At 39.2% G+C, this 24,139-nt stretch carries 21 protein-coding genes and 2 tRNA genes; 6 read left to right on the top strand and 17 right to left on the bottom strand.

Going from position 1 to position 24,139, the window contains the following annotated elements; translation table 11 throughout:
* The first annotated feature begins 55 nt into the window (after window positions 1-55).
* Entirely contained in the window at window positions 56-1,114 is a 1,059-nt protein-coding gene (locus tag DVR12_RS17050) for a sensor histidine kinase (protein WP_116976997.1), read from the top strand.
* Entirely contained in the window at window positions 1,104-1,850 is a 747-nt protein-coding gene (locus DVR12_RS17045) for a LytR/AlgR family response regulator transcription factor (RefSeq protein ID WP_116976996.1), read from the top strand. The genes DVR12_RS17050 and DVR12_RS17045 overlap by 11 nt, the downstream gene beginning before the upstream one ends.
* 34 nt (window positions 1,851-1,884) lie before the next feature.
* Here the strand turns inward: DVR12_RS17045 and DVR12_RS17040 are convergent, their stop codons facing one another.
* Window positions 1,885-2,256: a winged helix-turn-helix transcriptional regulator gene (locus DVR12_RS17040; RefSeq protein WP_116976995.1), complete on the bottom strand. Its 372-nt coding sequence runs from the start codon at window positions 2,254-2,256 to the stop codon at window positions 1,885-1,887.
* A 75-nt stretch (window positions 2,257-2,331) separates the two neighbouring features.
* Between DVR12_RS17040 and DVR12_RS17035 the strand changes: the two genes are divergently transcribed.
* The gene (locus DVR12_RS17035; protein ID WP_116976994.1) at window positions 2,332-3,720 is read left to right on the top strand and encodes an MFS transporter; all 1,389 of its coding nucleotides are present in this window, start codon (window positions 2,332-2,334) and stop codon (window positions 3,718-3,720) included.
* Window positions 3,721-3,918: 198 nt separating this feature from the next.
* Here the strand turns inward: DVR12_RS17035 and DVR12_RS17030 are convergent.
* The 5 genes from DVR12_RS17030 to DVR12_RS17010 all read right to left on the bottom strand — a co-directional run bounded on the left by DVR12_RS17030 (window position 3,919) and on the right by DVR12_RS17010 (window position 6,352).
* Window positions 3,919-3,989: transfer RNA gene (locus DVR12_RS17030), tRNA-Gln, on the bottom strand.
* Between the two features lie 166 nt (window positions 3,990-4,155).
* The gene (locus DVR12_RS17025; protein ID WP_116976993.1) at window positions 4,156-4,515 is read right to left on the bottom strand and encodes a rhodanese-like domain-containing protein; all 360 of its coding nucleotides are present in this window, start codon (window positions 4,513-4,515) and stop codon (window positions 4,156-4,158) included.
* Window positions 4,512-4,823 carry a DUF3817 domain-containing protein gene (locus DVR12_RS17020; RefSeq protein ID WP_199417134.1) on the bottom strand — a complete coding sequence of 104 codons (312 nt, stop codon included), beginning with the start codon at window positions 4,821-4,823 and terminating at the stop codon, window positions 4,512-4,514. Before DVR12_RS17020 ends, DVR12_RS17025 begins: the two co-directional genes overlap by 4 nt.
* A 41-nt stretch (window positions 4,824-4,864) precedes the next feature.
* Window positions 4,865-5,323 (bottom strand): hypothetical protein, encoded by a 459-nt coding sequence (locus DVR12_RS17015; protein WP_116976992.1) that lies wholly within the window; start codon window positions 5,321-5,323, stop codon window positions 4,865-4,867.
* Between the two features lie 438 nt (window positions 5,324-5,761).
* On the bottom strand, window positions 5,762-6,352 hold the full coding sequence (locus DVR12_RS17010) for a TetR/AcrR family transcriptional regulator (protein WP_116976991.1): 591 nt from the start codon (window positions 6,350-6,352) through the stop codon (window positions 5,762-5,764).
* A gap of 289 nt (window positions 6,353-6,641) precedes the next feature.
* Between DVR12_RS17010 and DVR12_RS17005 the strand changes: the two genes are divergently transcribed.
* On the top strand, window positions 6,642-8,099 hold the full coding sequence (locus DVR12_RS17005; protein ID WP_116976990.1) for an aminoacyl-histidine dipeptidase: 1,458 nt from the start codon (window positions 6,642-6,644) through the stop codon (window positions 8,097-8,099).
* Window positions 8,100-8,285: 186 nt separating this feature from the next.
* A complete protein-coding gene (locus tag DVR12_RS17000; protein ID WP_116976989.1) occupies window positions 8,286-9,704 on the top strand; it encodes an AAA family ATPase in 1,419 nt (472 codons plus the stop codon).
* Window positions 9,705-9,716: 12 nt separating this feature from the next.
* Here DVR12_RS17000 and DVR12_RS16995 read toward each other — a convergent pair whose 3' ends face one another.
* From DVR12_RS16995 to DVR12_RS16985, 3 genes are read right to left on the bottom strand one after another with little or no spacing between them, the layout of a single operon-like run.
* Complete coding sequence (locus DVR12_RS16995) at window positions 9,717-10,199, bottom strand: DUF4126 family protein (RefSeq protein ID WP_116976988.1); 483 nt, start codon at window positions 10,197-10,199, stop codon at window positions 9,717-9,719.
* A gap of 47 nt (window positions 10,200-10,246) precedes the next feature.
* Window positions 10,247-10,639: an acyl-CoA thioesterase gene (locus DVR12_RS16990; protein WP_116976987.1), complete on the bottom strand. Its 393-nt coding sequence runs from the start codon at window positions 10,637-10,639 to the stop codon at window positions 10,247-10,249.
* A gap of 28 nt (window positions 10,640-10,667) precedes the next feature.
* Complete coding sequence (locus tag DVR12_RS16985; RefSeq protein WP_116976986.1) at window positions 10,668-11,462, bottom strand: TerC family protein; 795 nt, start codon at window positions 11,460-11,462, stop codon at window positions 10,668-10,670.
* Window positions 11,463-11,599: 137 nt separating this feature from the next.
* On the opposite strand from DVR12_RS16985, the gene DVR12_RS16980 reads away from it, so the two are divergent.
* Window positions 11,600-12,517, top strand: coding sequence for a hypothetical protein (locus DVR12_RS16980; RefSeq protein ID WP_116976985.1), 918 nt, complete (start codon window positions 11,600-11,602; stop codon window positions 12,515-12,517).
* Window positions 12,518-12,578: 61 nt separating this feature from the next.
* Here DVR12_RS16980 and DVR12_RS16975 read toward each other — a convergent pair.
* From DVR12_RS16975 to rpoC, 8 genes are all read right to left on the bottom strand, one after another.
* Window positions 12,579-12,649, bottom strand: a tRNA-Gln gene (locus DVR12_RS16975).
* Between the two features lie 101 nt (window positions 12,650-12,750).
* Window positions 12,751-13,791 (bottom strand): glycosyltransferase family 9 protein, encoded by a 1,041-nt coding sequence (locus tag DVR12_RS16970; RefSeq protein WP_199417133.1) that lies wholly within the window; start codon window positions 13,789-13,791, stop codon window positions 12,751-12,753.
* An 11-nt stretch (window positions 13,792-13,802) separates the two neighbouring features.
* Window positions 13,803-14,408, bottom strand: a complete 606-nt coding sequence (locus DVR12_RS16965; protein WP_116976983.1) for a DUF4254 domain-containing protein — start codon at window positions 14,406-14,408, stop codon at window positions 13,803-13,805.
* Window positions 14,409-15,013: 605 nt separating this feature from the next.
* Window positions 15,014-16,498 carry an APC family permease gene (locus DVR12_RS16960; protein WP_116976982.1) on the bottom strand — a complete coding sequence of 495 codons (1,485 nt, stop codon included), beginning with the start codon at window positions 16,496-16,498 and terminating at the stop codon, window positions 15,014-15,016.
* Window positions 16,499-16,574: 76 nt separating this feature from the next.
* The gene (locus DVR12_RS16955; RefSeq protein WP_116976981.1) at window positions 16,575-17,192 is read right to left on the bottom strand and encodes an OmpH family outer membrane protein; all 618 of its coding nucleotides are present in this window, start codon (window positions 17,190-17,192) and stop codon (window positions 16,575-16,577) included.
* 114 nt (window positions 17,193-17,306) lie between these two features.
* A complete protein-coding gene (locus tag DVR12_RS16950; RefSeq protein ID WP_116976980.1) occupies window positions 17,307-18,338 on the bottom strand; it encodes a glycerophosphodiester phosphodiesterase family protein in 1,032 nt (343 codons plus the stop codon).
* A 91-nt stretch (window positions 18,339-18,429) separates the two neighbouring features.
* The gene (locus tag DVR12_RS16945; RefSeq protein ID WP_116976979.1) at window positions 18,430-19,116 is read right to left on the bottom strand and encodes a DUF4397 domain-containing protein; all 687 of its coding nucleotides are present in this window, start codon (window positions 19,114-19,116) and stop codon (window positions 18,430-18,432) included.
* A gap of 629 nt (window positions 19,117-19,745) precedes the next feature.
* Window positions 19,746-24,041, bottom strand: a complete 4,296-nt coding sequence (gene rpoC, locus DVR12_RS16940; RefSeq protein ID WP_116976978.1) for a DNA-directed RNA polymerase subunit beta' — start codon at window positions 24,039-24,041, stop codon at window positions 19,746-19,748.
* Window positions 24,042-24,139 lie beyond the last annotated feature (98 nt).

Here is a 24,139-nt window from a genome sequence, read left to right as displayed (position 1 = left end):
AAAAAGCAATTCATTCGTAAATATTTAATAGCTTAAATTGATTTTTCCACTTGTTATGATAGACATACCACGTTTGGGCTTAAAAAAAGGTAGTGTTTATGCCATCTATTGGGGGTTTTATATATTACTTTTTGGCTTTGTACAAGCCGGGCCACGCCACGATTATAAAAACGCCTTTGCCTCTGAACTCATAAGTCTCCCTATGCGAGCATTGTTTGTAGCAATTGTACTGGAAATAATGGTAGAAAAGCTTTTGTTCAGGAAGAAAGGCTGGCTTTTTATATTGCTCTATTTTCCATTAATACTTCTTTTTGCCGTTATTCAACGGTGGCTCGATAATGCGCTTATATTGCAATACTTCCTTACTCATTGGCAAAAAGAACCACTGTTTAGTGTATCACCATTTATTTATAGCGTAATTAAGTTGCAATTTGTAGTTACTATCCCTATTTCTGTAAAACTATTCTATAACTGGATCCAGGAGCAGCATAGAGCAACCGAAATATCTGAAGAAAAAGCCCAGGCAGAATTAGTAATTCTACGAAATCAATTTCATCCACACTTCATCTTCAATGTATTAAATACACTATATGCAAAAACCCTGGTAGTCTCTCCCGAATCGGCCGAAATGGTTTCCAGGATGTCGTCACTTCTTCGTTTTTCTATTTATGAGATCAATGAGCGCAGTATTTCCCTGGACAAGGAAATAAAATATCTAGAAGATTATATAGCATTACAAAAAGCGAGATTTGATGCACATCAACAAATTAGTTTTTATGTAGAAGGAGAAGCTGATGATAAATTAATAGAGCCTTTTATTTTGATGACATTTGTTGAAAATGCCTTCAAACACTGCATGCCGGCCGAAGATGGAGAAAGCTGGATTACAATAACCATTTCAGTACAACAGGAATGGCTGACTGCAAGGATAGAGAATAGCGCCGTACCATCGTACTCCGGGCATTCCTTATATTCTGACGGAGGTGTAGGACTATCAAATGTTAGGCGTAGATTAAATCTGATTTACGGGGAAGATCATACATTGAAAATTACGCAGAATGATGACTGCTATTTTGTGTATCTGAAACTTAAACTTGAGTTGTATGGCAAATAGTATTAATTGTATTATAATTGAAGATGAAAAGCCTGCTTCAAACCTTCTGGAGCTTTATATAAGCCGGGTTGAATTATTAAATCTTGTGGGTACATTTACAAGTGGTACTCAAGCCATGCGTAGCCTTACCGGTAGCAGAATAGACCTGATTTTTACAGACATCAATTTACCAGGGATCAATGGGTTGGATTTTATCCGTTCCTTAACATCTGCCCCTAATGTAATATTTACAACTGCACATGCCGAGTATGCAGTAGATGGCTTCGATTTAAATGCAGTCGATTTTCTGTTGAAGCCAATTTTGTTTGAGCGTTTTTTGAAAGCAGTGAATCGTTTCATACAGCTCGACAAACAGTTATTAGAATCAGAAGATAAAAAAACACAGGTCGAAAAAGAGCCTCCATTTATTTTCATAAGATGTGACAAGAAAATGGTAAAAATCTATCTTGATGATATACTCTATTTCGAATCACAAAAAAACTATTTGCTCATCAATACTATGAAAGGGGCTTTTAAAACTTATTGCTCTATTTCAGAGATGGAAGAGAAATTACCGGAGTCGATTTTTCTAAGAATTCATCGCTCTTTCATAGTATCCATTCCGAAGATTGAAAAGTTCAATAGTAATACAATTGAAATCAATAAAGATATGATACCAATAGGCCGGCATTATGGGCCGGTAGCTAATCAGGTCTTGAAGAATTACCAAACTGCGAATCCGAAATTTTTATTGTAGTCAGATGTATCAAACAACAAGGTTGAGCTTTGTATTAATTGTTTGGTCTGGCAGCACAATATGCGTCTCCAAAGGTGCACAGGGCCTCAATTGCAGGGATCAATTTTTTTCCTAACTCAGTAAGTTTATACTCTACTCTCGGAGGTGTTTCTGCATAAATTTTCCTTTCAATAATACCATCTCGTTCAAGTTCACGCAGCTGTAAAGTAAGTGTAGCCTGTGTAATATCCTGCATCTTTCTTTTCAACTCTCCGAAACGTAAAGGGCATTCTTTTCGGATGCTGTTTAGCAATTGCAGTTTCCATTTGCCACCTATTATTTTCAAGGCATTTGTCATAGGACAGTTATTTCCTTCAAATGACTCATTTTCAACTCTCTGTAAATCAATAATAGTATCTTTTTTCATACCAGGTATCTTTCATTGAACTACTTGATAAAGCAATTGCACAAGTTCAACTTTGCGCTACATAAAGGTACTGAAATGTTGAAAGCATCGTATTTGACTCAAAGAAATTCAGCTCTGCTCTCGCTGATAATTGTTTCCACCGCAGTTTTTTTATCGGTATTAGATATCTTTATTGTTAATGTAGCATTGCCTTCCATCAAAACAGGCTTACATGGATCGGATGCCGATTTACAGCTGATCATTGCTTTATATCTGTTAGGCCATGCCATATTCCTTGTTACCGCTGGCAGGCTTGGCGACTATTACGGACGCAAGCGTATGTTTATCATTGGCATGACGTTATTCGTAATAAGTTCCTGCTATTGCGGGTTTGCCAATACCCCACTCCAAATGAATGCAGCTCGATTTTTACAGGGTACCGGTGCCGCATTAATGCTTCCGCAAAGCATCACCTATATACAACTACTATTTCCTGATCCTCAGCAACGCATCAAGGCATTGGGCATCTATGGCAGTATTGCTGGTACAGCCTCTATCATCGGTCAGTTATTGGGAGGTATACTTCCCGATTTGCATACTCCAATAGCTGGTTGGCGGTTGATCTTCCTCATCAACCTACCCATTGGCATTACTGCTATTATAGCTGCATGGAAAATGTTGCCGGAAACCAACCCCGAAAAGGATAAAAAATTCGATTGGATGGGTGTTTTTATACTTACTATCACACTTTGCTTCCTGATATTTCCGCTGGTTTATGGAAGGGAACTGGGATGGCCAGCATGGACACAATTACTACTGGTAGCCAGTATAGTATTCCTTTTCATATTCGTTAAACAGCAACTGAAAAAATCTGCAGATGCCTTAATAGATATGCGATTGTTTCGGTTTAAAGATTTTAAAATAGGCTTGTTAGCTGTGTTATTTTACTTCATGGTACAGGATTCCTATTTTCTTATCAATGCAATACTGATGCAAACCGGCCTTGGATATAGCTCTTCAGCCGCCGGAATTTTATTTGTTTTTCAGGGAATTGGCTATGTTATAGCTTCTATCTGGTCTATCAGGCTGGTGCCTATTTATGGAAAACGTGTACTGCAAACCGGTATCGGTATTATGGTGATCACTCTTATTGCCCATATATTTTTCTTCACCCTTAATACTAATTCCTTTACAATGCTATCGATCATTCTGTTTGCTTACGGTACTGGTTGTGGCTCCGTTTTACCGTCTTTACTAACTATGACATTAAAAAGTATTCCGGTAGGAAATGCAGGTACAGCATCGGGGGTATTCACAACCTTGCAGCAAACTGCAATCGCATTAGGTGTCTGCATCCCGGGAGGACTATTTTTTTACATCATTCAGCAAACTGGTTATATACCTGCATACCAGGTGGCTACTTCTGTGAATATTGGACTATTACTACTTACAGGATATTGTTTATACAAATTGCCTGAAGCATAAAAACCAGCAGTTTAGTAGCATTGACGAATGGATCATTTTCTCTATGCGCAAATAAATTTTAACCTGGTGATAAATGGAGAGTGAGTTTGAAACCCGGGGGGAATCTGGCTTCTAAAACTAATGATAAATGAGCTTAATTGAAGAGAGATACTAGAACAAAAAAACCGCTACTTTATAATAAAGTAGCGGTTTTTGTAGTTGCCCGACCTGGATTCGAACCAAGACATACAGAACCAAAATCTGTCGTACTACCCTTATACTATCAGGCAATGCTAGCTATTAGCATCCGTTGATTTATCGTCAGCGGACCGCAAAAGTAGGATATTTTTTAAAAAAAACAAGAGGTCACAAATTTTTTTATTAAAATCAGTAGAAAAAGTAAAGGTCATTTATAATGGAGCTGCCGGTAACCACTAATTAGTGGTAGTGGTTTTCTTACTTCTTCTTTATTATTTTTTCGAGATCGGCCCATGCTCCGCCATTATAGACATTTTTAAATCCACGCTCTTTCAGTAGATTTTCGGCTTTTACGCTTCTTAATCCGTGAGAGCAAGTGGTTATATATGTTTTGGAAGGGTCGAGCTCTATATATCTTTTTCTGATTTCACCTAACGAAATATTAATGGAGCCATCTATATGACCTGTCGCATATTCTTCTGCGGTTCTAACATCCAAAATAATAGCTCCATTTTCAATCTTTTTATCAAGGCCCTCTGCTAAGTTTACATATCGATAGGATCTGTATACCAGATAAAGGAGCAAAGTGCCAACAGTGGCAATCAATATATATTTCATTCTTTGTCTATATTTTTTAAGAATTTGTAATCCACGTAAAAAGTGCCAAATGGAATAAAACAAGATGCCAATATTATCCCTGTAGTTTTAGCTTTCCATTTTTGTTCGATACCTGCACTGATTGTATTTAACACAAACAATAAAAAAAGTGCTCCATGAACAGGCCCCATCATTTTTGTTAATGATTCATCTTCGAGCCAATACTTCATTGGTACAGCAATAAATACTAAAATGATGAGCGAAACTCCTTCCAAAAAGCCCATAATTCTGAGTCTTCCTACTTTTGTTTTTAAAACCTTTAAAATCATTGTTTTCAATTTTGTTCTATTAATATTGATCCCAATTATTATTATCTGAAATATGGTCTGTTTGCGAAGGGTGAAAATGGCCAGGGAATGGCTATACAAATGATCAATAATGCCACAGTGAACCAAATCATCATCGTTTTGAATTTTTCGTTATCGGTTGTTTTTCTTTTGGCAGAAGCTGAGCCAATTGTAATTAGTACAATAGAAGTCAACATTAAGGAACTATGTATTAATCCAAAAAACAACATATTGAAATCCTGTGCTGCTGTTTTGAAATTGGTAAATAGATATTTAATAAGAGGACTTTGAAAATATAGAATCATTCCTATCAGTAGTTGTATATGAGCAATAGTTGCTGTCCAATGCCGTACTGTATTATCAAACTTTGAAAATTCTGATTTCGAAAAGTAACCTTTGTAAGCCCGATAAATAGCTAATAGCAAACTTGCTAATACAACCCATCTCATAAAGTTGTGGTAAAATGTGAGTAGCTGATACATATATTGTCTTTAAATAAAAACATACTATTTAGTATGTTTTTTGTGCAAAAAAATATTCAATAATAACTGGCTTTATGTTAGTCAATGGCGATTTACAATACGCTCATTATTGAAATATTTATTGTAAAACTTGCGTCCTTGCATTTATAAAGATTTATTCAGAAAACAATTATAATTCTTCAAAGTCAATCAACTTCTGCAAATATATAAAAAACATACTAGTTAGTATGTTTTTTATTCGAATGAAATTTTTAAATGTACTTAGGTGAATATCAAATATTAAAACAAAGAGAAACCTCAACCGGCTAATACCCTTTACCGGCGATCATTGATAAGCAGTTTTCTGAAATAACGGGCTTCTGTAAGAGCATGGCTTGGGGGTTAAGGATCGAAACAGGATTGCTTCCTGATTTTTGAATTATACTTCCTGTATCAAAATTATTTTAGGGTATTTAGATAATTTTTAAGTTCTTTTAAATAAGGCACATACACTTTCTTGCTATTCTCTAATTTTCCGAAATTGCGAATACCCCAATAACCCGAAATTACGAAAAAGGCCACCTGTTTTGCCTTGACATCTTTATGGATATACCCCGATTTTTTTCCATTTTCAATAACGTTAGTCATAACCTTCATCCATTCCTGTATTATTTCACCTAATGCTTCACTAAAATCTTTATTCCAAGGCGTCATTTCTTGCGTAAAGTTAGCGGCAGGACAACCATACTCCACCTTCAGAAAATCGTTTTCCATTAAAAGAAGATGTATTAGGTTATAAATTGCATCTAATGGATTTTTTATGTTTTGTAAAGGTTCAATAAAACTTTTGGTCAGTGCCGGCTTCATCAATTCATTGATGATAGCCAATCCCATTTCATCTTTATTTTTGAAATGATAGTAAAACGCTCCTTTGGTAACCTGTGTAGTAGCCAATATATCGTCAATGCTGGTGTTCTGATATCCCCTGGCATAAATAAACTCAAAGGATTTTTGAAGAATATTCAGGCGTGTAGCTTCAGCTTTTTTCATATTAGGTACTGTTCAATATTCTTTAAGCAAAGTAGGAAAAATTAATTCTATAAAATCGTGTTACACAGGTTCTATACGATACCGTTCAATAAAAGCAACACTCCGTTATTAAAACAATCCCTACTTCTTCAATTCAACAATACAAAGATACACAACAACATACTAACTGGTAGGATTGAGATTGAGCACCTAAACTATATCAAAAAAAATATATGCTAAACCGTGTCATTATTTATTAAATTGGACATGCCTATTTCCTTAAGGAAACTGGGATAAAAACGTTACAACAATGGAATGGAAAGCACTTCAACCACAGTCACTGTGGCTTAACTTCGCCAATTTAAATGCAATTCCCAGAGCTTCTAAAAAAGAAGCTGCGGTGATTGACTTTGTTATGAAATTCGGCGAAAAAATCGGTCTGCCAGTCATCAAAGATGCAACTGGAAATGTCGTTATAAAGAAACCTGCCAGTCCAGGTATGGAAAACAGACAAACAGTAGTTCTTCAGTCGCATCTCGATATGGTTCATCAAAAAAATGCTGATACCGATTTCGATTTTGACACACAAGGAATCAATATGTACATTGACGGAGACTGGGTTAAAGCTAAAGGTACTACCCTCGGTGCTGATAACGGTATCGGAGTAGCAGCTATCATGGCCATACTTGAAGACAGGAGTCTGGTTCACCCTCCAATTGAAGCTCTGTTTACCATCGATGAAGAAACTGGTATGACCGGCGCTATTAGTCTGGAGCCTTCCAATCTCAGTGGCTCTATACTTCTGAATCTGGATACGGAAGAAGAACATGCCTTTACCATTGGTTGTGCCGGAGGCCTGGATACCAATACCAGCGCAACTTATAAGGAAGTAGCTGCAGGAGATGGATTTTTAGCTTATATCCTGAAAGTAAAAGGCTTACAAGGAGGCCATTCCGGTATGGATATCCATAAAGGGCGTGGCAATGCCAACAAATTAATGAACCGGCTACTTTACAAAGCACAACAAAACTTTGATATACAGCTGGTGACATTGGATGGTGGTAGTCTACGTAATGCGATTCCCCGCGAATCTACCGCACAAGTACTGATTTCTAAATCAGAAGAAACTGATTTTCTCCAGTTCGTTCGTAATTATGAAACTGAAATAAAAGAAGAATACAAACACATAGAGCCAAAGCTGGCTGTGGAATACACAGCAGCCACCCATCCCGGAATCATGATGGAACCAGCTTTCTTTGCTAAGCTCACCAGGGCACTATACGCACTCCCTAATGGCGTTTTCCGCATGAGCCCTGAAATACCCGGACTTGTGGAAACTTCTACCAACCTGGCCCGTGTAATTGCCAGAGATGGAGTATTTACCACCCAATCTCTTCAGCGTAGCAGTGTTGATAGCAGTAAAGAAGATGTGGCTTTTGCCGTAAGAGCCGGACTCGAAAATATAGGTTGCCAGATTATCCAGGAAGGTGGTTACCCTGGCTGGAAACCTAATAAGGATTCGGCTATACTGCATATTATGACTAGCCTGTTTAAAGAGCAATACAACCAGGAACCAGAAGTAGGTGCCGTACATGCGGGTCTCGAATGTGGTATCCTGGGTTCTCATTTACCAGGGATGGATATGATTTCCTTTGGGCCTACCATTCTGGATGCGCACTCTCCGGATGAAAAGGTTCAGATCTCCTCTGTAGAACGATTCTATAAATTGCTGACAAGGACATTGCAGGAAATACCAGTGAAATCATAAAAAAAGGAGGTCGCCTCTATTCAGAAAAGACGCCCTCCTTTTTATGACTTAAAATCATGGGCATGTAAACCCTTATTCCTGGCGGATTTTAATAGATACGCAGCCAAAACCATGTATTTTTATATAGTTTTGGCTGCGTATCGATTTTGATAGCCAGCCAAAACTACCATTTTTAAATATGCAACTATGGAAAAATTGATTGGTAGAGAGCTTGAAAAAAAGATATTACGGGAAGCCCTTTCTTCCAAAGAAGCAGAACTAATAGCCGTTTACGGAAGAAGAAGAGTTGGTAAAACCTTCCTGATCCGACAAGTATATCAGGATCAGGTGCTGTATGAGTTTTCTGGTGTCCATAATGCTCCGGTGAAACAGCAATTGGAGAATTTCCGTAATACGATTGCGCTTACATTGAATTCTCCCATCCTACCAGCCATACCGCAAAACTGGAATGAAGCATTTCTGTGGTTAATACAATTAATTACTCCCCAACTCCAAAAACAAAAAGTAGTAGTCTTCTTCGATGAATTTCCATGGTTAAGTTCCAAAAAATCTGGTTTTCTGCCGGCTTTTGAATATTTCTGGAATTCATGGGGAACAAAGCAATCTAATTTGATAATTGCTATTTGTGGTTCTGCAGCATCATGGATGATTCAAAGGGTAGTCAACAATAAAGGGGGCCTTCATAACCGAATTACCAGGAAAATACGCCTCTTGCCATTCACGTTACATGAAACTGCTACTTATCTGAAAAGTAGATCTATCAACCTGGACCATTATCAGATATTGCAAATCTATATGGCAATGGGTGGAATCCCACAATACTTGAAGGAAGTAAGAAAAGGAGAAAGTGCCACCCAGGTAATCGATCGCCTATGTTTCACTAAAGATGGGCTCCTACTAGGTGAATTCAATAATCTTTATAATTCCTTGTTTGAAACGGCAGATCGCCATATTTTAGTAGTAAAGGCAATAGCTAACAAGCCATCCGGTCTTACCAGAAACGAAATTATTGAAGAAACAGGGCTCCAAACAGGTGGAACTACCACTAAGCTACTTGAAGAACTTGTGCAATCAGGTTTTGTTAATACCTATCTCCCATTTGGTAAGAATACAAAAGATCTCAATTATAAATTAGCAGATGAATACAGTTTATTCTACCTCAAATTTATTGAGAATTCCAGAGCCACCGGAAATGGTACATGGATCAAAAAATCTACATCTCAATCCTGGAAAAGTTGGAGCGGTATGGCCTTTGAAAATATTTGTATGAAACATTCCCATCAGATTAAACTTGCTATGGGAATTAGTGGAATTTACTCTGAAGAATCTACCTGGCGATCTAAATCTGCACAGATAAATTTACTGATAGACCGACAGGATAATTGTATCAACATCTGCGAAATGAAATTCTCGAACTCGGAATTTATCATTGATAAATCCTATGCTGCAGAACTTCAACGCAAACTCACTAGTTTTCAAAACAGCACTGCTACCACAAAGACCCTATTTCTAACAATGATTACAACCTTCGGTGTAAAAGATAATCAATATAAATCAACACTAGTACACCAGGAAGTGACATTGGAAGACTTATATAAATCATGAAAATGGCGACCTCTATTTTCGTGTCGAAAACGCTGCAATACCTACAGCCAGTGCATCTTCAAATCCACCTACGGCACTATCTTTTATTGGAAGTTTTCTATCAACCAACTGTCTCAAATAATAAAAGAGAAAAGTTGCTGCAGTAGCTGCAGCTGCTCCTATCAGGGCGCCCTGCCAACTTTTACGGCCTTTGGATTTATAAATAGTTGCTCCTGCAAGTGCGCCAGCCAATAATCGCCCTGTTAAACCAGGTATCGCCGTACGGTTACCAACCCAGGCTGCTTTGTCTACAATTAGTTCTCCGGCTGCCAGGGTTTGAAGGTAACGCATCGACGATTCATTCTGCATCCAGTTCAAAGGGGTATGCTTTAGTGATTCTGATGGATGCTTATTCACATAATAGCTCGCAAAAGCAGGACCGAAAGCACTTCGCATACCGGTAACAACACCTAAACCGATTGTTCTGCTTAATGGGGATACATCTTTCTTGCTCATATCAAACGCATCACAATCATTATGCCGATAGCAAACAATCCCAACAGCTACTCTTCCCTTAATCTTTCATCTGTATAGGTAATTTCAGTTTTACCGTGTGGCACAGGTTTTCCATGCTCATCTACACTTACAAAAACAAGTTTATCTATCGTTAGTATAGTGCGTTGAGTGATCTTATTTCTAACCTGACAGGTTAAGGTTAAGGAAGTTCTACCAAACTGTATTGCCTTTATTCCCAGCTCTACAATATCTCCCTGCCGGGCAGAATTAATAAAATTAATCTCCGACATATATTTGGTTACACAGCGGTTTGTTCCTAGCTGAATAATGGAATAAATGGCGGCTTCTTCATCAATCCACCTCAATAAACTTCCTCCGAATAAAGTTCCATGAGCATTCAGATCTTCTGGCTTTACCCATTTTCGCGTGTAAAAATTCATGACAATCTAGTATTGATCTGATACAAAATTAATCTTTCTTATGTTTCTCAGGTAAATGAGGCTCATCATGTAATTGTACCGGCTTCTGTTTAGACCTTACTTTCAGGTTAAGTAATTCGATGAATACAGAGAATGCCATCGCAAAATAAATGTAACCTTTAGGTATATGCTGATCAAAACTTTCTGCAATCAATGAAACACCAATTAATAATAAGAAGGATAATGCCAGCATCTTCACTGTAGGATGTTTATTCACAAAATTGCTTATTGGTTCTGCTGCTACCATCATTACGGCAACCGCAATAATCACAGCCGCAATCATTATCTCTACATGATCTGCCATTCCTACCGCTGTAATTACAGAGTCTAATGAAAAAACTATATCTAACAGTAATATCTGTACGATTACCTGCCAGAAACCTGCTGTTTTTCTTCCTGTATTTTCATGTTCATCCCCCTCTAATTTATCATGAATTTCTGCGGTACTTTTATAAATCAGGAATAATCCTCCCAGCAATAAAATAAGATCTCTTCCGGAAATAGCAGTCTTCTCCAGCCATTCAGGATCTGTAAGTCCAACTAAGTTGCCCAAATTAAAAAGGGGTTGGGTCAACGACATAATCCAGCTAATACTTAAGAGTAGTAATACTCTAACAAACATGGCCAGACCCAGCCCTACTAACCTGGCTCTTTTTTGTTGATGGCCCGGCAATTTATCTGCCTGAATTGAAATAAAAATAATGTTGTCGATTCCCAGAACGATTTCCAGTACAGTAAGTGTCAACAAGCTCATTAGCGAGTCGAATGTCAGCAAGTGTTGCATTGAATGATAGGTTGAAGGATAAATTTACAGTAAAAGAATCAGAGTATAATGGTTTTTAACTAACTTCAATAATGTTAACCAACACCTATATTAATAGTCACGAAATCAATAAAAAAAATTAAATTATCCTTATTCAAATGAAAAAGAAAATATTTAGAATTGTTATTCTCCTTTTTGTTATTTCCAATGTCAGCATTTCGTCTTATGCCCAGTTAAATGCAATCTATAATATTAATAATGCGGTAGCTGGATCAATATGGATAAAGCTTGGTACACTTACTGCTCCCCAGGGAGGGGAAACTGTAAGTTTCAAATTTTATGGCGGAGCGGGTTTCAATGCCTTAAATAGCCAAAATGCTTACACCGAATTATTTTTCAGAACAAGTAATGGTTCTGTTGTTGATGCCAATGGTTATGGTTTTTCTGCATTTGCAGTACGTTTTGGTTATCATTTAGGCTTTATAAACTTAGTGAAAATAGTTCCTAATTCTTCAGGTGCAAATGCTACTACATATGATATCTACGTAGGCACAGGATCTTATGTTGGTAAAAGTTTGTATACTGTTACTGGTGGCAGTAGTGTCTCCTGGACTCATAATGCAACAATTACAACAGAACCAGCGAGTGCCTATGTTGTACCTACTGAGTTCAGAGTACTATGTGATACTTATTTAGGAAACGGTTCTTTATTTGCTTCAACCAATGGAAACGTTGGAATAGGAACGCTCGCTCCACAAGCTAAACTGGCTGTCAAAGGAGATATTCTTGCACAAAAAGTAAAAGTAACTCAAACCGGATGGGCCGATTTCGTTTTTGATTGTAATTATGCATTACCAACATTACAGGAATTAGAACAATTTATTAAAGAACATAAACATCTTCCAGGTGTTCCTTCTGCTAAGGAAGTGGAAAAAGATGGTATTGACTTAGGTAATAATCAAGCTATATTATTGCAAAAAATAGAAGAGCTTTCGTTATATGTTATTGAACAAAATAAACGAATAGAAAAACAGGAAAAAGAAATTGAAGAGTTAAAGGCCGCTCAAAAGAAATAAATAGCTAATAAGCTTACTAATAAAAAAAACCGCTAAAGCTTAAGCTCTAGCGGTTTTTTTGTTGCCCGACCTGGATTCGAACCAAGACATACAGAACCAAAATCTGTCGTACTACCCTTATACTATCAGGCAATCACAAATCAACCATTTGTCGATTGGGATTGCAAAGGTATAACTTTTTTTATTTCTACAAAAAAATTCATCGCTTTTTTTGAAAAAACCTTGAAAATCAGCTATCCCAGGACTTTATTTACTTTTTCTGTAATCTGTAACGGCAATATCCAATTCATACAGGCATGATCTCCTCTGAAGCATGGTTTGTTTCCAAATACCGAACATGGCCGGCATTCCAGGTCTGAAATCTGTACTGACAGCTCCATGGATTGCCCATACCCCATAAATCCGGCATATGGGTGAGTTGCCCCCCAAACCGAAACTACCGGTACGCCAAATAGTGATGCCATATGCATATTGGCAGAATCCATACTCACCATCACAGTAAGCTGACTAATAACCGCCAATTCCTCCGCCAGGGAAAAACGCCCGGCTACTACTTTAACGCCTGGGTATTTCGACGCCAAAGCATTTAGTTTTTCCACTTCTTCCTTACCTCCTCCAAATAAGAGTACGTCTGCCTCCGGCTGCTGCACAAGTGATGCCAATACTGCTTCCATTTTATCTAATGGATACATCTTCTCTTCATATGTGGCAAAAGGAGCCAATCCTACCCACTTTTTATCACCTCTGGCACCTAAGTTCTTCACTACAGATTCAGGCAAACTACGAGGCTTAAAAACCTGGTTATTATCCATCTCACAACGCAACCCCAACTGCCTGAAAACAATGCCATATCGCTCTATGGTGGAAGTAAGTGGTTGTAAGATTTTATTCTCCTTTCGTGTAAGTGCTTTTTTCTCATCCCGGCCTTTATCAATAAAAGCAACCGGAGTTCCTGTTAGCCTGAAAAAAGTACGGACGATTTTTGATCTCAGAACATTATGCAAATCAGCTACTGCTGAAATAGTATAGGTTGCTTTAAGTTCTCTGAATAAACGAAACAATCCTGGCACTCCTTTATGCTTTCCTTTTACATCTGCCGGATAGAAGGTGAGCCTGGGAATATCGGCGCATAAAGCACCCCAGTTTTTATTTGTAACAAAAACGATTTCAACATCAGGATTGTCTGCCAATACCTGTTTCATAACGGGTATAGTCATTGCAACATCACCCATTGCCGATAGCCGGGTTACTAAGATCGTGGTGGGAGTAGCCAAGGAATAGAGTTTTATTGCTCGTTTTTATATAAAACAGGATTCAATGAAGGATCATTATACATTTTCATTTGTTTATAAACCTTCATAAATTTTTTACCTGCTGCAATATCTGCCAGTAATTCTTCAATTGCGGTACTAAGATCTCGCTGTTGTTCCAACAATACATTCAGTTTACGGCCGCAGGTCTGTCTGTGTTCTTCGCTGGCCTCTTTCCTGTTAGCCTCTTCCTGCATATGATAAATTTTCAATGCCAGAATCGATAAACGATCAATCGCCCATGCCGGACTTTCTGTATTAATCGAAGCTTCAGGTAATGCAACCACCTCTTTATATTTATCCAGAAAATAACTATCGATGTATTCTACAACATCCGTACGCTCCTGGTTAGATTTATCAATCCAACGCTTAATGCCCAGTGCTTCTACCGGATCGATCTGTGGATTACGGATTATATCTTCTAGGTGCCACTGCACGGTATCAATCCAGTTTTTCAGGTAAAGCAGATGCTCAATACTGCTCTTTTCATAAGGATTAGTAATAGCCCGGTTCACATCATCATACTGATGATAATCTGCTATACTTTCGCTGAATATTTTATTGCACAATTGTGTAAACATCCCGCAAAAGTAATAAAAAAGCGTATGGTAGAAACCATACGCTTATTGTAAAAGATTGTCATGTGAATGTTCGAGAATGCAAATCGTGAAGGCTTTTAATGGTTATCTTGGGCTTGAAATTCCATCAAGGTAATACCACCTAAGTCCTTTTTACCCTAAAATGATGCATACACACCAATTGTTGGCAATAAATATCTTTATGTTGATTATGATAATTTTAGTTTGAATGTCCTATAACCTTTATGCAGTATATCTTCATTTACTCTAATGGCTAACGTAATTGAGGGTTTGTAATAAACTGTAATCGTTAACAATTCCAAGGTCACAATTAATTACAGGGCCAAATCACAGACGTTTATTATTCTTGCATTACGTGGCCTCTCGCCACTTCTGCAGTGTAATGGGACTCCTTAGCTAACGTTGACAATACCTTTTTAATAAATCAATACCGGGTTTTCTAAAATCAGGGTTTAAAATGTTTCAGACGTTTTCTTTCTAACGGCGTCTTGATGCAAATTAAATATGCCCACTGCAATATAGTTAGCAGTGGGCATATTTTTTTATACAACGTTTGTGGTAAAATTACTTCCTTCTTGTCCAGTGGGCTATTTTTTAGCCTTACGAGCGCTCGACATAGCCAAATAATACAGCGGAACTCCAAGTAATATAATCCCCAATCCCGGTACTGTATAATCGCGCTCAAATATCAGTAACAATAAGGCTAACCCCAATGCCACTACGATATACAGTATTGGCATCAACGGGTATCCGAATGCCTTATATGGACGTTCAATATCCGGTCTCTTTTTCCTTAAAATAAAAATCCCTGCAATAGTTAATACATAGAATATCAACACCCCAAATATTACAAGTGCCAGTAAATCGTTATACCGGCCTGTCAGACATAATAAAGATGCCCAGGCGCATTGAATCCACAATCCCTTTTCCGGTACATGATGCTTATTCAACTGACCGGCTCCCTTGAAAAACAGTCCATCCTGAGCCATTGTATAGTAAATACGCGCTCCGGATAATATCAATCCATTATTACACCCAAAGGTGGAGATCATAATCATTACCGCAATAATAATGGCACCTGCAGGTCCAAAAATATTGGCTGCTGCTGCCACTCCAACCCTGTCATTTGCTGCAAAAGCAATATCATGTATTGGTAATACTGCCAGATACATCAGATTACAGCTTACATATATTATTGTTACTATCAATGTTCCCAAAAACAATGACCTGCCTATATTCTTTGCCGGATTTTTAATCTCTCCTGCAATAAAGGTTACATTATTCCAGGCATCACTGCTAAACAATGATCCTTTCATCGATACAGCTATTGCTCCCAACAAAGCCATTCCGCTTAATGCAGCGGTGATGACTTCACCATTATTTAAACTTATAGAATTAGCTACCCAGGCATTTTGCCAGTTGGCCGACCAGATTTCCTGCTTTGCTCCCAGTAAAAATCCAAAGATGATGAGACCAAACAAGGATAGTAATTTTGCTAATGTAAAAACGGTCTGAATAATCTTACCTCTATGTACTCCCCGGGTATTGATCATTGTTAACAGAATAATCGAAATTATTGCAACAATCTGGGCAGCTGATATACTAAATGAACTTCCAATCTCAAACAAAATATTCTTCTCACTAAAACCAGGAATCAGATAGGCGGTAAACTTCGCGAAAGCTACAGCCACTGCTGCTATAGTACCCGTTTGTATAACTCCGAATTGTGTCCATCCAAACAAAAATGCAATAAATGGATTATAAGCTTCCCGCAGGTATACATATTGTCCGCCTGCTTTAGGATACATTCCTGAGAGTTCTCCATAGCTAAGTGCAGCGATGAGTGTTACTGCGCCGGCTAATACCCACATAAGTGTTATCCAACCAGCTCCGCCTACACTACGCGCAATTTCGGCTGTCACAATAAAAATACCTGAACCAATCATTGAGCCCGATACGATCATAGTCGCATCTAATAAACCCAGTGACGGTTTAAATGAATTGGTGGCCGGACCCTGATCTTCCAACCTGCCCGAAGCTGGTTTAATCGAATTAGTTTGGTTGATATCCATATAGTGGTTTTACAAAAAATCCCGGTTCAAGGAACCGGGACTATAAGATAGAGAATTTTTTTGATGCTTTTACTGGTTATTTAGCAGTACTTGTACCACTGTTGTTCATTCCCTTAATAACATCAGCTGTTATATCATAAGATTCATCTTTATACAAGATGTTGCTGGCAGCTGTACGATAAGAGAAAATGTATGCAAAACGTTTGTCCGAATTAAATGATTTCAGAAAATCGTCAAGCTTTTTCTGTAACTCCTCATTAAACTTGGTTTCCTGTTCAGTATAAACAGCACGAAGATTTTGAGCTTCCTGTTCCAACTGTTGTTGTTTGGTCATCAGGCTGCGCTGAGCTGCTTCCCCTTGTTCCTGGGTCAGCATATTTGCTTGCGCTTTACGCTGTAAATCTTCATATTCATTTTGCAATGCACGACCTTTACTTTTCAGTTGGTTGTCCATCTGCTGTTGCTTCTGCTCAAGAATAGCTCTTTTTTCTTTGAAATACTCAAAATGTGCTTCCAGTGAATCCAGATCAACGTACGCAATTTTAAAACCGCCTTGGGCAGACGCATTGTTGGTTGCATTAGAAGTAGGAGCTGTTGTACTACCTCCGGTTTTATTCCCTTGGCAAGACATCAATAATCCGGCAGCGGTTACCGCTAAAAATCCTGTTGTCACTATTTGTTTACGAGTGCGCATGTTAATAGATGGATTAGCTTCTTTTAGTACATTTAATTAAATGGAACGGCTAAAATAAGGTTTTTAGCGGATTTCCAAATAGTAGCAGTTTTTTTTAGCTAGGATTTAACTAATCTAGCGCTTTACTTTCTCTAAAAGTAGCTCTGGTTCATCGGTTGTGATATAATCTACATCCTGTTTTAAAAAGTCGTCCATCGCCGGTGCATTATTCACTGTCCATACATTCACTGTAATCCCTTGTTGCTTTGCATCCCTGGTTAATGTTGGTTTTTTAGAGAACTCACCAAAGTGATAATCCAATCCCCAGATTCCATCTGCTTGCAGTTGTTCCGGAGTTTTATCGCCTGTCAGATATGCAATTTTAGCTGTTGGATCCAGTTCCTTTACTTTCTTGCAAATGTTGTAGTCGAAACTGATATAATACATCCAGGCCTGTGCTTTTTTAGCATGTACCATTTCTACACATTTTCTTGCCAGCTCCTCTGCCCTTCCTGTTGCCGATGGTTTTAATTCCAATACCAATCTGGTTTTCGGCTGTTCGGTTATTGTGTTGATATATTCTTCCAGCGTTGGAACCCTATCATTATTTTTCAGCTGAACAGTTTGTAATTCAGCCAGTGTAGTGGTTTCTACTTTTTTACCTCCAATAGTAGGATCATGTGAGATAACCGGATATCCATCAGCTGAAAGCCATACATCAAATTCAGATCCTTCGCATCCTATTCTGATGGCATCTTTCAGCGATGTAATGCTATTCTGGCTGCCGGCATTGTTTTTCCAGGCTCCACGATGTGCAACTACTTTATTTTTAATAAAGTGATCTGCAACTAATGTCCAGGAAACAGTTTCGTTACCTACCTGTACACGAATCGGATAAGCAAAACGATCTTCTGCCGATAAACTGGCTTTCTTCTTAAGTTTTAAGGCATTCTTTGAGATAGTAAACAACCCTGACGCATCTTCAAGTATAACGGTTTTCGCGGCATTTCCGTTTTTATCATATACTTTACTGATCAATGCATTTTTCTGATTTAATGGCACAGTGTAGGCATCAAGATAAGGTGCTGCTGCTTGTTGCGCATGCAGAGAAGTGGCTCCCAGCAACGTGAATCCGGATGCCAGGAACATTTTTTTACAATTGTTCATTTAGCTACGTTTAATGGTAAATAGGGCTGAATTCTTGAAAAGATTCAGAAAACAGTATTATGGTTTACTATCAAAGTGGGCTGTGAAGATATTAATTATGTTGGACTGTAATAGTATTAAATCTCGCCGGATCCAACGGATATCCTGTAGTTATCAAGGTATAAATTTTACCAGTCTGGGTTGGGAAACTGATTGTCTTTAATATTCTGGAAGAATCCATTGGCCTGAAATTGAGCTGGTAGATGCTGTCCTGGAATAAAGGTGCAAAACCTGAAAATGAAGGAGCTGTGAGCCCTCTGAAGAAACGTGAGGTATCTGAGTAAACATCAATACCTAAAGATGTTCTGTTTGCGTTAAAAGCCTGACTGAAATCCATTACTCTAAACTTAGCTTGTCCGTCGGGTGCAGGTGTCAGATCATCTTCCATTAAAAACATCCATAAACCCCTATTCGTACTGTCGGCGCCAAGGTAGGCAGAATAGAACCTGTTATTTCTGAGGAAAAGTTCCTGATTATAAAGAATGACGTTAGGATTGGAATTGGCTGTAATGATTACATTATATTTCTGTGCACGGTAAGTCTTGTAGCCACTATTTTCTCCGTAAGCTAATGATCCGATAGGCAAACTATCCAACCTTACCGAAAATATCTCTGAACCCGGTACTGCATTGACAAACATGAAATGGCCATGCGTATCTGGTACTGCACCATCACTGTCTTTCTTACAAGCGCCCAGGAAAACAAATATTATTACTACAGGAATTAGCAGATACTTCATGAATCCAAACGTTTTACGGGATCAAATGTACTGGTTTCTCGCAAAGATGCAAAGTTGTGCAAAGGAGATAAGTTTTTTATGAGTTGCTCGCAAAGAGGCATAAGAAGCAAAGGCGCAAAGGGGGGATAACTGATGTGGTATGTTGATTAAAGCGACTGATGTGGTACATTGATTAAAGCGAAGTTGGAAATAAGTGGCAGGAGAAGCAAAGGGGGTTTAACTGATGTAGTACGTTGATTAAAGCGAAGTTGGTAATAAGAGGCAGGAGAAACAAAGGGGGTATAACTGATGTAGTACGTTGATTAAAGCGAAGTTGGAAATAAGAGGCAGGAGAAGCAAAGGGGGTATAACTAATGTATATTGTAAAAAACAAACAAACGTTGATTAAAGCGAAGTTGATATAAAATGCAAAGGTTGTTTAATAGGACTATGTGTAAAAAGTTACATAATTGAAAGCCCAAAAAACAAGAAGCGAAGACTATATTAAAGTTCAAAGCCTTTAATACAATCTTCGCTTCTTAATATTTATTATGATCAAAAAACTTTGCGCCTTTGCTTCTTATGCCGCTTTGCGAGCAATTCCGCTTCGATCAAAAGTTCTTTGTTCAACCTTACTTCTTTGCGAGCAACTATTCTTCCTCGTCGAATTGGAATACTTCTTTAGAAGAAGCCAGGATGTCGTATTCTTCTTTCGAACCTACGATCATGTTTTCGAACTCACGTAAGCCAGTACCTGCAGGGATCAGATGACCTGTGATCACATTCTCCTTCAGACCCATCATATCATCGGTTTTACCGTTGATAGCGGCTTGCGAAAGTACTTTAGTGGTTTCCTGGAACGAAGCGGCAGAGATCCAGCTACGAGTACCCAAAGATGCTTTGGTGATACCTTGCAGTAACGGGCTTGAAGTAGCCGGTTGTGCATCGCGGAATTCAACCAATTTCTTATCGGCACGACGTAACAGGGAGTTTTCTTCACGCACCTGACGCAGGGTCACGATCTGACCAGCTTTCAGGTTAGTAGATTCACCTGCTTCTGTTACAACCTTCTTATCGAAGATCATATCGTTTTCTTCAAAGAAGTCGAACCTGTCTTCGGTATCTCCTTCCAGGAAGCGGGTATCTCCAGGATCTTCGATGTTTACTTTGCGCATCATCTGACGAACAATCACCTCGATGTGTTTGTCGTTGATTTTTACACCCTGTAAACGGTATACTTCCTGAATTTCATTTACCAGGTATTCCTGAACTGCAAATGGTCCTTTAATAGAGAGGATATCTGCAGGAGTAGTAGAACCATCGGAAAGGGCAGTACCAGCTTTCACGAAGTCACCGTCCTGAACCAGGATGTGACGTGTCAACGGCACCAGGTATTTCTTAATCTGACCTTCGCGGCTTTCGATAATGATTTCGCGGTTACCACGTTTGATGTTACCAAATGCTACCACACCGTCGATTTCCGAAACGATAGCAGGGTTGCTTGGGTTACGTGCTTCAAAGAGCTCAGTTACACGTGGCAAACCACCCGTGATATCTCGGAGCTTACCGATAACGCGAGGGATCTTAACGATAACCTGACCAGCTCTTACATTATCACCTTCAGAGATAACGATGTGAGAACCTACTGGTAAGTTGTAAGATTTAACCTCTTTATTACCATCTACATAAATAGACGGGATCTTGTTTTTATCTTTTGTTTCGATAACCACTTTCTCGCGGTGACCGGTTTGCTCATCCGCTTCTTCACGGAAGGTGATACCTTCAATGATGCTATCGAACCGGATAGAACCAGGGATTTCAGATACGATAACGGCGTTGAATGGATCCCATGTGCAGAGCATTTCGCCTTTCGCAACCTTTTGTCCGTCTTTCACCAGCAAGGTAGAACCGTAAGGGATGTTGTTAGTAACCAGTAAGCGGTCATTTTTCACATCCATGATACGTAATTCACCGGTACGTCCGATAACCACCTGTACTTTCTCACCTTCGTTGTTTTCGTAGGTAGTTGTACGTAAGCCATCGAATTGAACAGTACCATCGAATTTAGCAGCGAGGCCAGACTCAACTGAAGTAGAACCGGCAACACCACCCACGTGGAAGGTACGCAATGTCAACTGTGTACCAGGCTCACCGATCGACTGTGCAGCGATAATACCTACAGCATCACCTCTTTGAGCAGTGTAACCGCTCGCCAGGTTTTTACCATAACATTTCACGCACACACCTCTACGGCTTTCGCAAGTCAATACAGAACGGATTTCAACGGTTTCAATAGCGCTGTTTTCGATTCTGTGAGCAATATCTTCGTTGATTTCTTCACCAGCAGACACGAGCAGTTCATCCGTTTGAGGATCAAATACATCGTGCAGAGAAGTACGGCCGAGAATTCTGTCGTACAGTGTTTCAATCACTTCTTCATTATCTTTCAATGCAGATGTTGCAATACCACGGAGTGTACCACAATCTTCTTCATTGATAACAACGTCCTGGGCAACGTCTACGAGCCTACGAGTCAGATAACCCGCATCCGCAGTTTTCAACGCCGTATCCGCAAGACCTTTACGGGCACCGTGCGTAGAAATGAAGTACTCCAATACGTTCAGACCATCCTTAAAGTTAGACAATACCGGGTTCTCAATGATCTCAGAACCAGTAGATCCACTCTTACGAGGCTTAGCCATCAGACCTCTGATACCAGCCAGCTGTTTGATCTGTTGTTTGGAACCACGCGCACCGGAATCCAACATCATGTATACAGAGTTGAACCCTTGTTTATCGGCTGCCAGTTCACGAATCAATGTTTCTGTCACCTTAGTATCCACGCGGCTCCAGATATCGATAATCTGGTTATAACGTTCGTTGTTGGTGATCAGACCCATGTTATAGTTATCCCAAACCTCATCAACTTCACCAGCTGCTGCATCAATCATTTCCTGCTTAACTTCTGGGATGATCAGGTCGTTGATGTTGAACGACAGACCACCGCGGAACGCCATGCGGAAACCTAATTGTTTGATGTCATCCAGGAACTTCGCAGTTTTAGGGATGTCAGTATATTTAATGATATCACCGATGATTTCACGAAGTGACTTTTTAGTCAGCAATGCGTTTACATAACCGGCTTCTTTTGGTACGAATTGGTTGAACAATACGCGACCTACGGTAGTTTCAATCAGTTTGGATTCTAACTGACCGTTTGCATTACGCACATTGGTTTTAACACGGATGTGAGCATGCAGATCGATACGATCTTCATTCAGTGCGATTGTTACTTCCTCAGCAGAATAGAAAGCTTTACCTTCTCCTCTTACTACCACATCTCCCTGAGTTTTTCTACCCTTGGTGATATAATACAGACCGAGTACCATGTCCTGTGAAGGAAGGGTAATAGGTGTACCATTTTGTGGGTTAAGAATGTTGTGAGAAGACAGCATCAACAGTTGGGCTTCCAGAATTGCAGCGTTGCTCAAAGGCACGTGTACCGCCATCTGGTCACCATCGAAATCCGCGTTGAACGCAGAACATACGAGAGGGTGCAACTGAATCGCTTTACCTTCTACCAGTTTAGGTTGGAAAGCCTGGATAGACAAACGGTGAAGGGTCGGAGCACGGTTTAACATAACCGGGTGACCTTTCAATACGTTTTCAAGGATATCCCAAACAACTGCTTCTTTACGATCAACCAGTTTCTTAGCTGATTTTACAGTTTTAACGATACCTCTTTCTATCAGTTTACGAATGATAAATGGTTTGAACAGCTCTGCAGCCATATCTTTTGGCAAACCACATTCGTGTAATTTCAGTTCAGGACCTACCACGATAACAGAACGACCAGAATAGTCAACACGTTTACCGAGGAGGTTTTGACGGAAACGTCCTTGTTTACCTTTCAGTACATCTGAGAGCGATTTCAATGCACGACCACCTTCCGCTTTAACAGCGTTAGATTTACGGGAGTTGTCGAACAATGAATCCACCGCTTCCTGTAACATACGTTTTTCGTTACGGAGGATCACCTCAGGCGCCTTAATTTCGATCAGACGTTTCAGACGGTTGTTACGGATAATCACCCTGCGGTAAAGATCGTTCAGATCAGAAGAAGCAAAACGACCACCATCCAAAGGAACCAACGGACGCAGTTCTGGTGGAACAACAGGGATATATTGCATAACCATCCATTCAGGACGGTTTTCTACGCGGCCATTAGCTTCACGGAAAGCTTCCACAACGCTCAAACGTTTCAACGCTTCAGCTTTACGTTGTTGGGAAGTTTCAGTAGCAGCCTGGTTACGCAGTTGATAAGAAAGACTGTCAAGATCAATACGAGCCAGCATCATTTCAACTGCTTCAGCACCCATTCTGGCAATGAACTTGTTAGGATCTTCATCCGGTAACAGTTGATTGTCTTTTGGTAAAGTATCCAGGATATCCAGGTATTCTTCTTCAGTGAGCAGGTCACCGTAGTTCAACCCTTTCTCCTGTTTCATACCTGGTTGGATCACTACATATCTTTCGTAGTAGATGATTGTTTCCAATTTCTTGGAAGACATACCAAGTAAGTAACCAATTTTGTTAGGGAGTGATTTAAAGTACCAGATGTGAACAACAGGAACCACTAAACGAATGTGGCCCATTCTTTCACGACGTACTTTCTTTTCTGTTACTTCAACACCGCAACGATCGCACACAATGCCTTTATAACGGATACGTTTGTATTTTCCGCAATAGCATTCGTAATCCTTAACAGGACCAAAAATTCTTTCGCAGAACAAACCATCGCGTTCCGGTTTGTAAGTACGGTAGTTGATAGTTTCAGGTTTCAGCACCTCACCGTATGAACGCTCCAGAATGGTATCAGGAGAGGCCAGACTAATGGTAATGCTGTTAAAATTTGATTTAGGACGATTTTCTTTTTTGATAGCCATCTGTAATTAGCTTTAAGCGGTTAGCCGTTAGTTGTTAGCTAGTGGCAAAATTGGTTTACTGAAAATTGAGTAAGCTATCCGCTCCTTAAGGAACGGAT

The sequence above is a fragment of the Chitinophaga silvatica genome (assembly GCF_003419895.1).
Taxonomy (GTDB): domain Bacteria; phylum Bacteroidota; class Bacteroidia; order Chitinophagales; family Chitinophagaceae; genus Chitinophaga; species Chitinophaga silvatica.
The sequence above is the reverse complement of the archived record's forward strand: the minus strand, read 5'-3'. Positions and strand labels throughout refer to the sequence as shown.

Bases quoted from the DNA above. Each gene is read 5' to 3' on its own strand.
- DVR12_RS17000 (WP_116976989.1), top strand. From the start codon at position 8,286: ATGGAAAAATTGATTGGTAGAGAGCTTGAAAAAAAGATATTACGGGAA.
- DVR12_RS17015 (WP_116976992.1), bottom strand. From the start codon at position 5,323: ATGTATCAGCTACTCACATTTTACCACAACTTTATGAGATGGGTTGTA.
- DVR12_RS17045 (WP_116976996.1), top strand. From the start codon at position 1,104: ATGGCAAATAGTATTAATTGTATTATAATTGAAGATGAAAAGCCTGCT.
- DVR12_RS16955 (WP_116976981.1), bottom strand. From the start codon at position 17,192: ATGCGCACTCGTAAACAAATAGTGACAACAGGATTTTTAGCGGTAACC.
- DVR12_RS16965 (WP_116976983.1), bottom strand. From the start codon at position 14,408: ATGTTTACACAATTGTGCAATAAAATATTCAGCGAAAGTATAGCAGAT.
- DVR12_RS16990 (WP_116976987.1), bottom strand. From the start codon at position 10,639: ATGAATTTTTACACGCGAAAATGGGTAAAGCCAGAAGATCTGAATGCT.
- DVR12_RS17040 (WP_116976995.1), bottom strand. From the start codon at position 2,256: ATGAAAAAAGATACTATTATTGATTTACAGAGAGTTGAAAATGAGTCA.
- DVR12_RS17010 (WP_116976991.1), bottom strand. From the start codon at position 6,352: ATGAAAAAAGCTGAAGCTACACGCCTGAATATTCTTCAAAAATCCTTT.
- rpoC (WP_116976978.1), bottom strand. From the start codon at position 24,041: ATGGCTATCAAAAAAGAAAATCGTCCTAAATCAAATTTTAACAGCATT.
- DVR12_RS17020 (WP_199417134.1), bottom strand. From the start codon at position 4,823: ATGATTTTAAAGGTTTTAAAAACAAAAGTAGGAAGACTCAGAATTATG.
- DVR12_RS17050 (WP_116976997.1), top strand. From the start codon at position 56: ATGATAGACATACCACGTTTGGGCTTAAAAAAAGGTAGTGTTTATGCC.
- DVR12_RS16950 (WP_116976980.1), bottom strand. From the start codon at position 18,338: ATGAACAATTGTAAAAAAATGTTCCTGGCATCCGGATTCACGTTGCTG.
- DVR12_RS16980 (WP_116976985.1), top strand. From the start codon at position 11,600: ATGAAAAAGAAAATATTTAGAATTGTTATTCTCCTTTTTGTTATTTCC.
- DVR12_RS17035 (WP_116976994.1), top strand. From the start codon at position 2,332: ATGTTGAAAGCATCGTATTTGACTCAAAGAAATTCAGCTCTGCTCTCG.
- DVR12_RS17005 (WP_116976990.1), top strand. From the start codon at position 6,642: ATGGAATGGAAAGCACTTCAACCACAGTCACTGTGGCTTAACTTCGCC.
- DVR12_RS16945 (WP_116976979.1), bottom strand. From the start codon at position 19,116: ATGAAGTATCTGCTAATTCCTGTAGTAATAATATTTGTTTTCCTGGGC.
- DVR12_RS17025 (WP_116976993.1), bottom strand. From the start codon at position 4,515: ATGAAATATATATTGATTGCCACTGTTGGCACTTTGCTCCTTTATCTG.
- DVR12_RS16985 (WP_116976986.1), bottom strand. From the start codon at position 11,462: ATGCAACACTTGCTGACATTCGACTCGCTAATGAGCTTGTTGACACTT.
- DVR12_RS16960 (WP_116976982.1), bottom strand. From the start codon at position 16,498: ATGGATATCAACCAAACTAATTCGATTAAACCAGCTTCGGGCAGGTTG.
- DVR12_RS16995 (WP_116976988.1), bottom strand. From the start codon at position 10,199: ATGAGCAAGAAAGATGTATCCCCATTAAGCAGAACAATCGGTTTAGGT.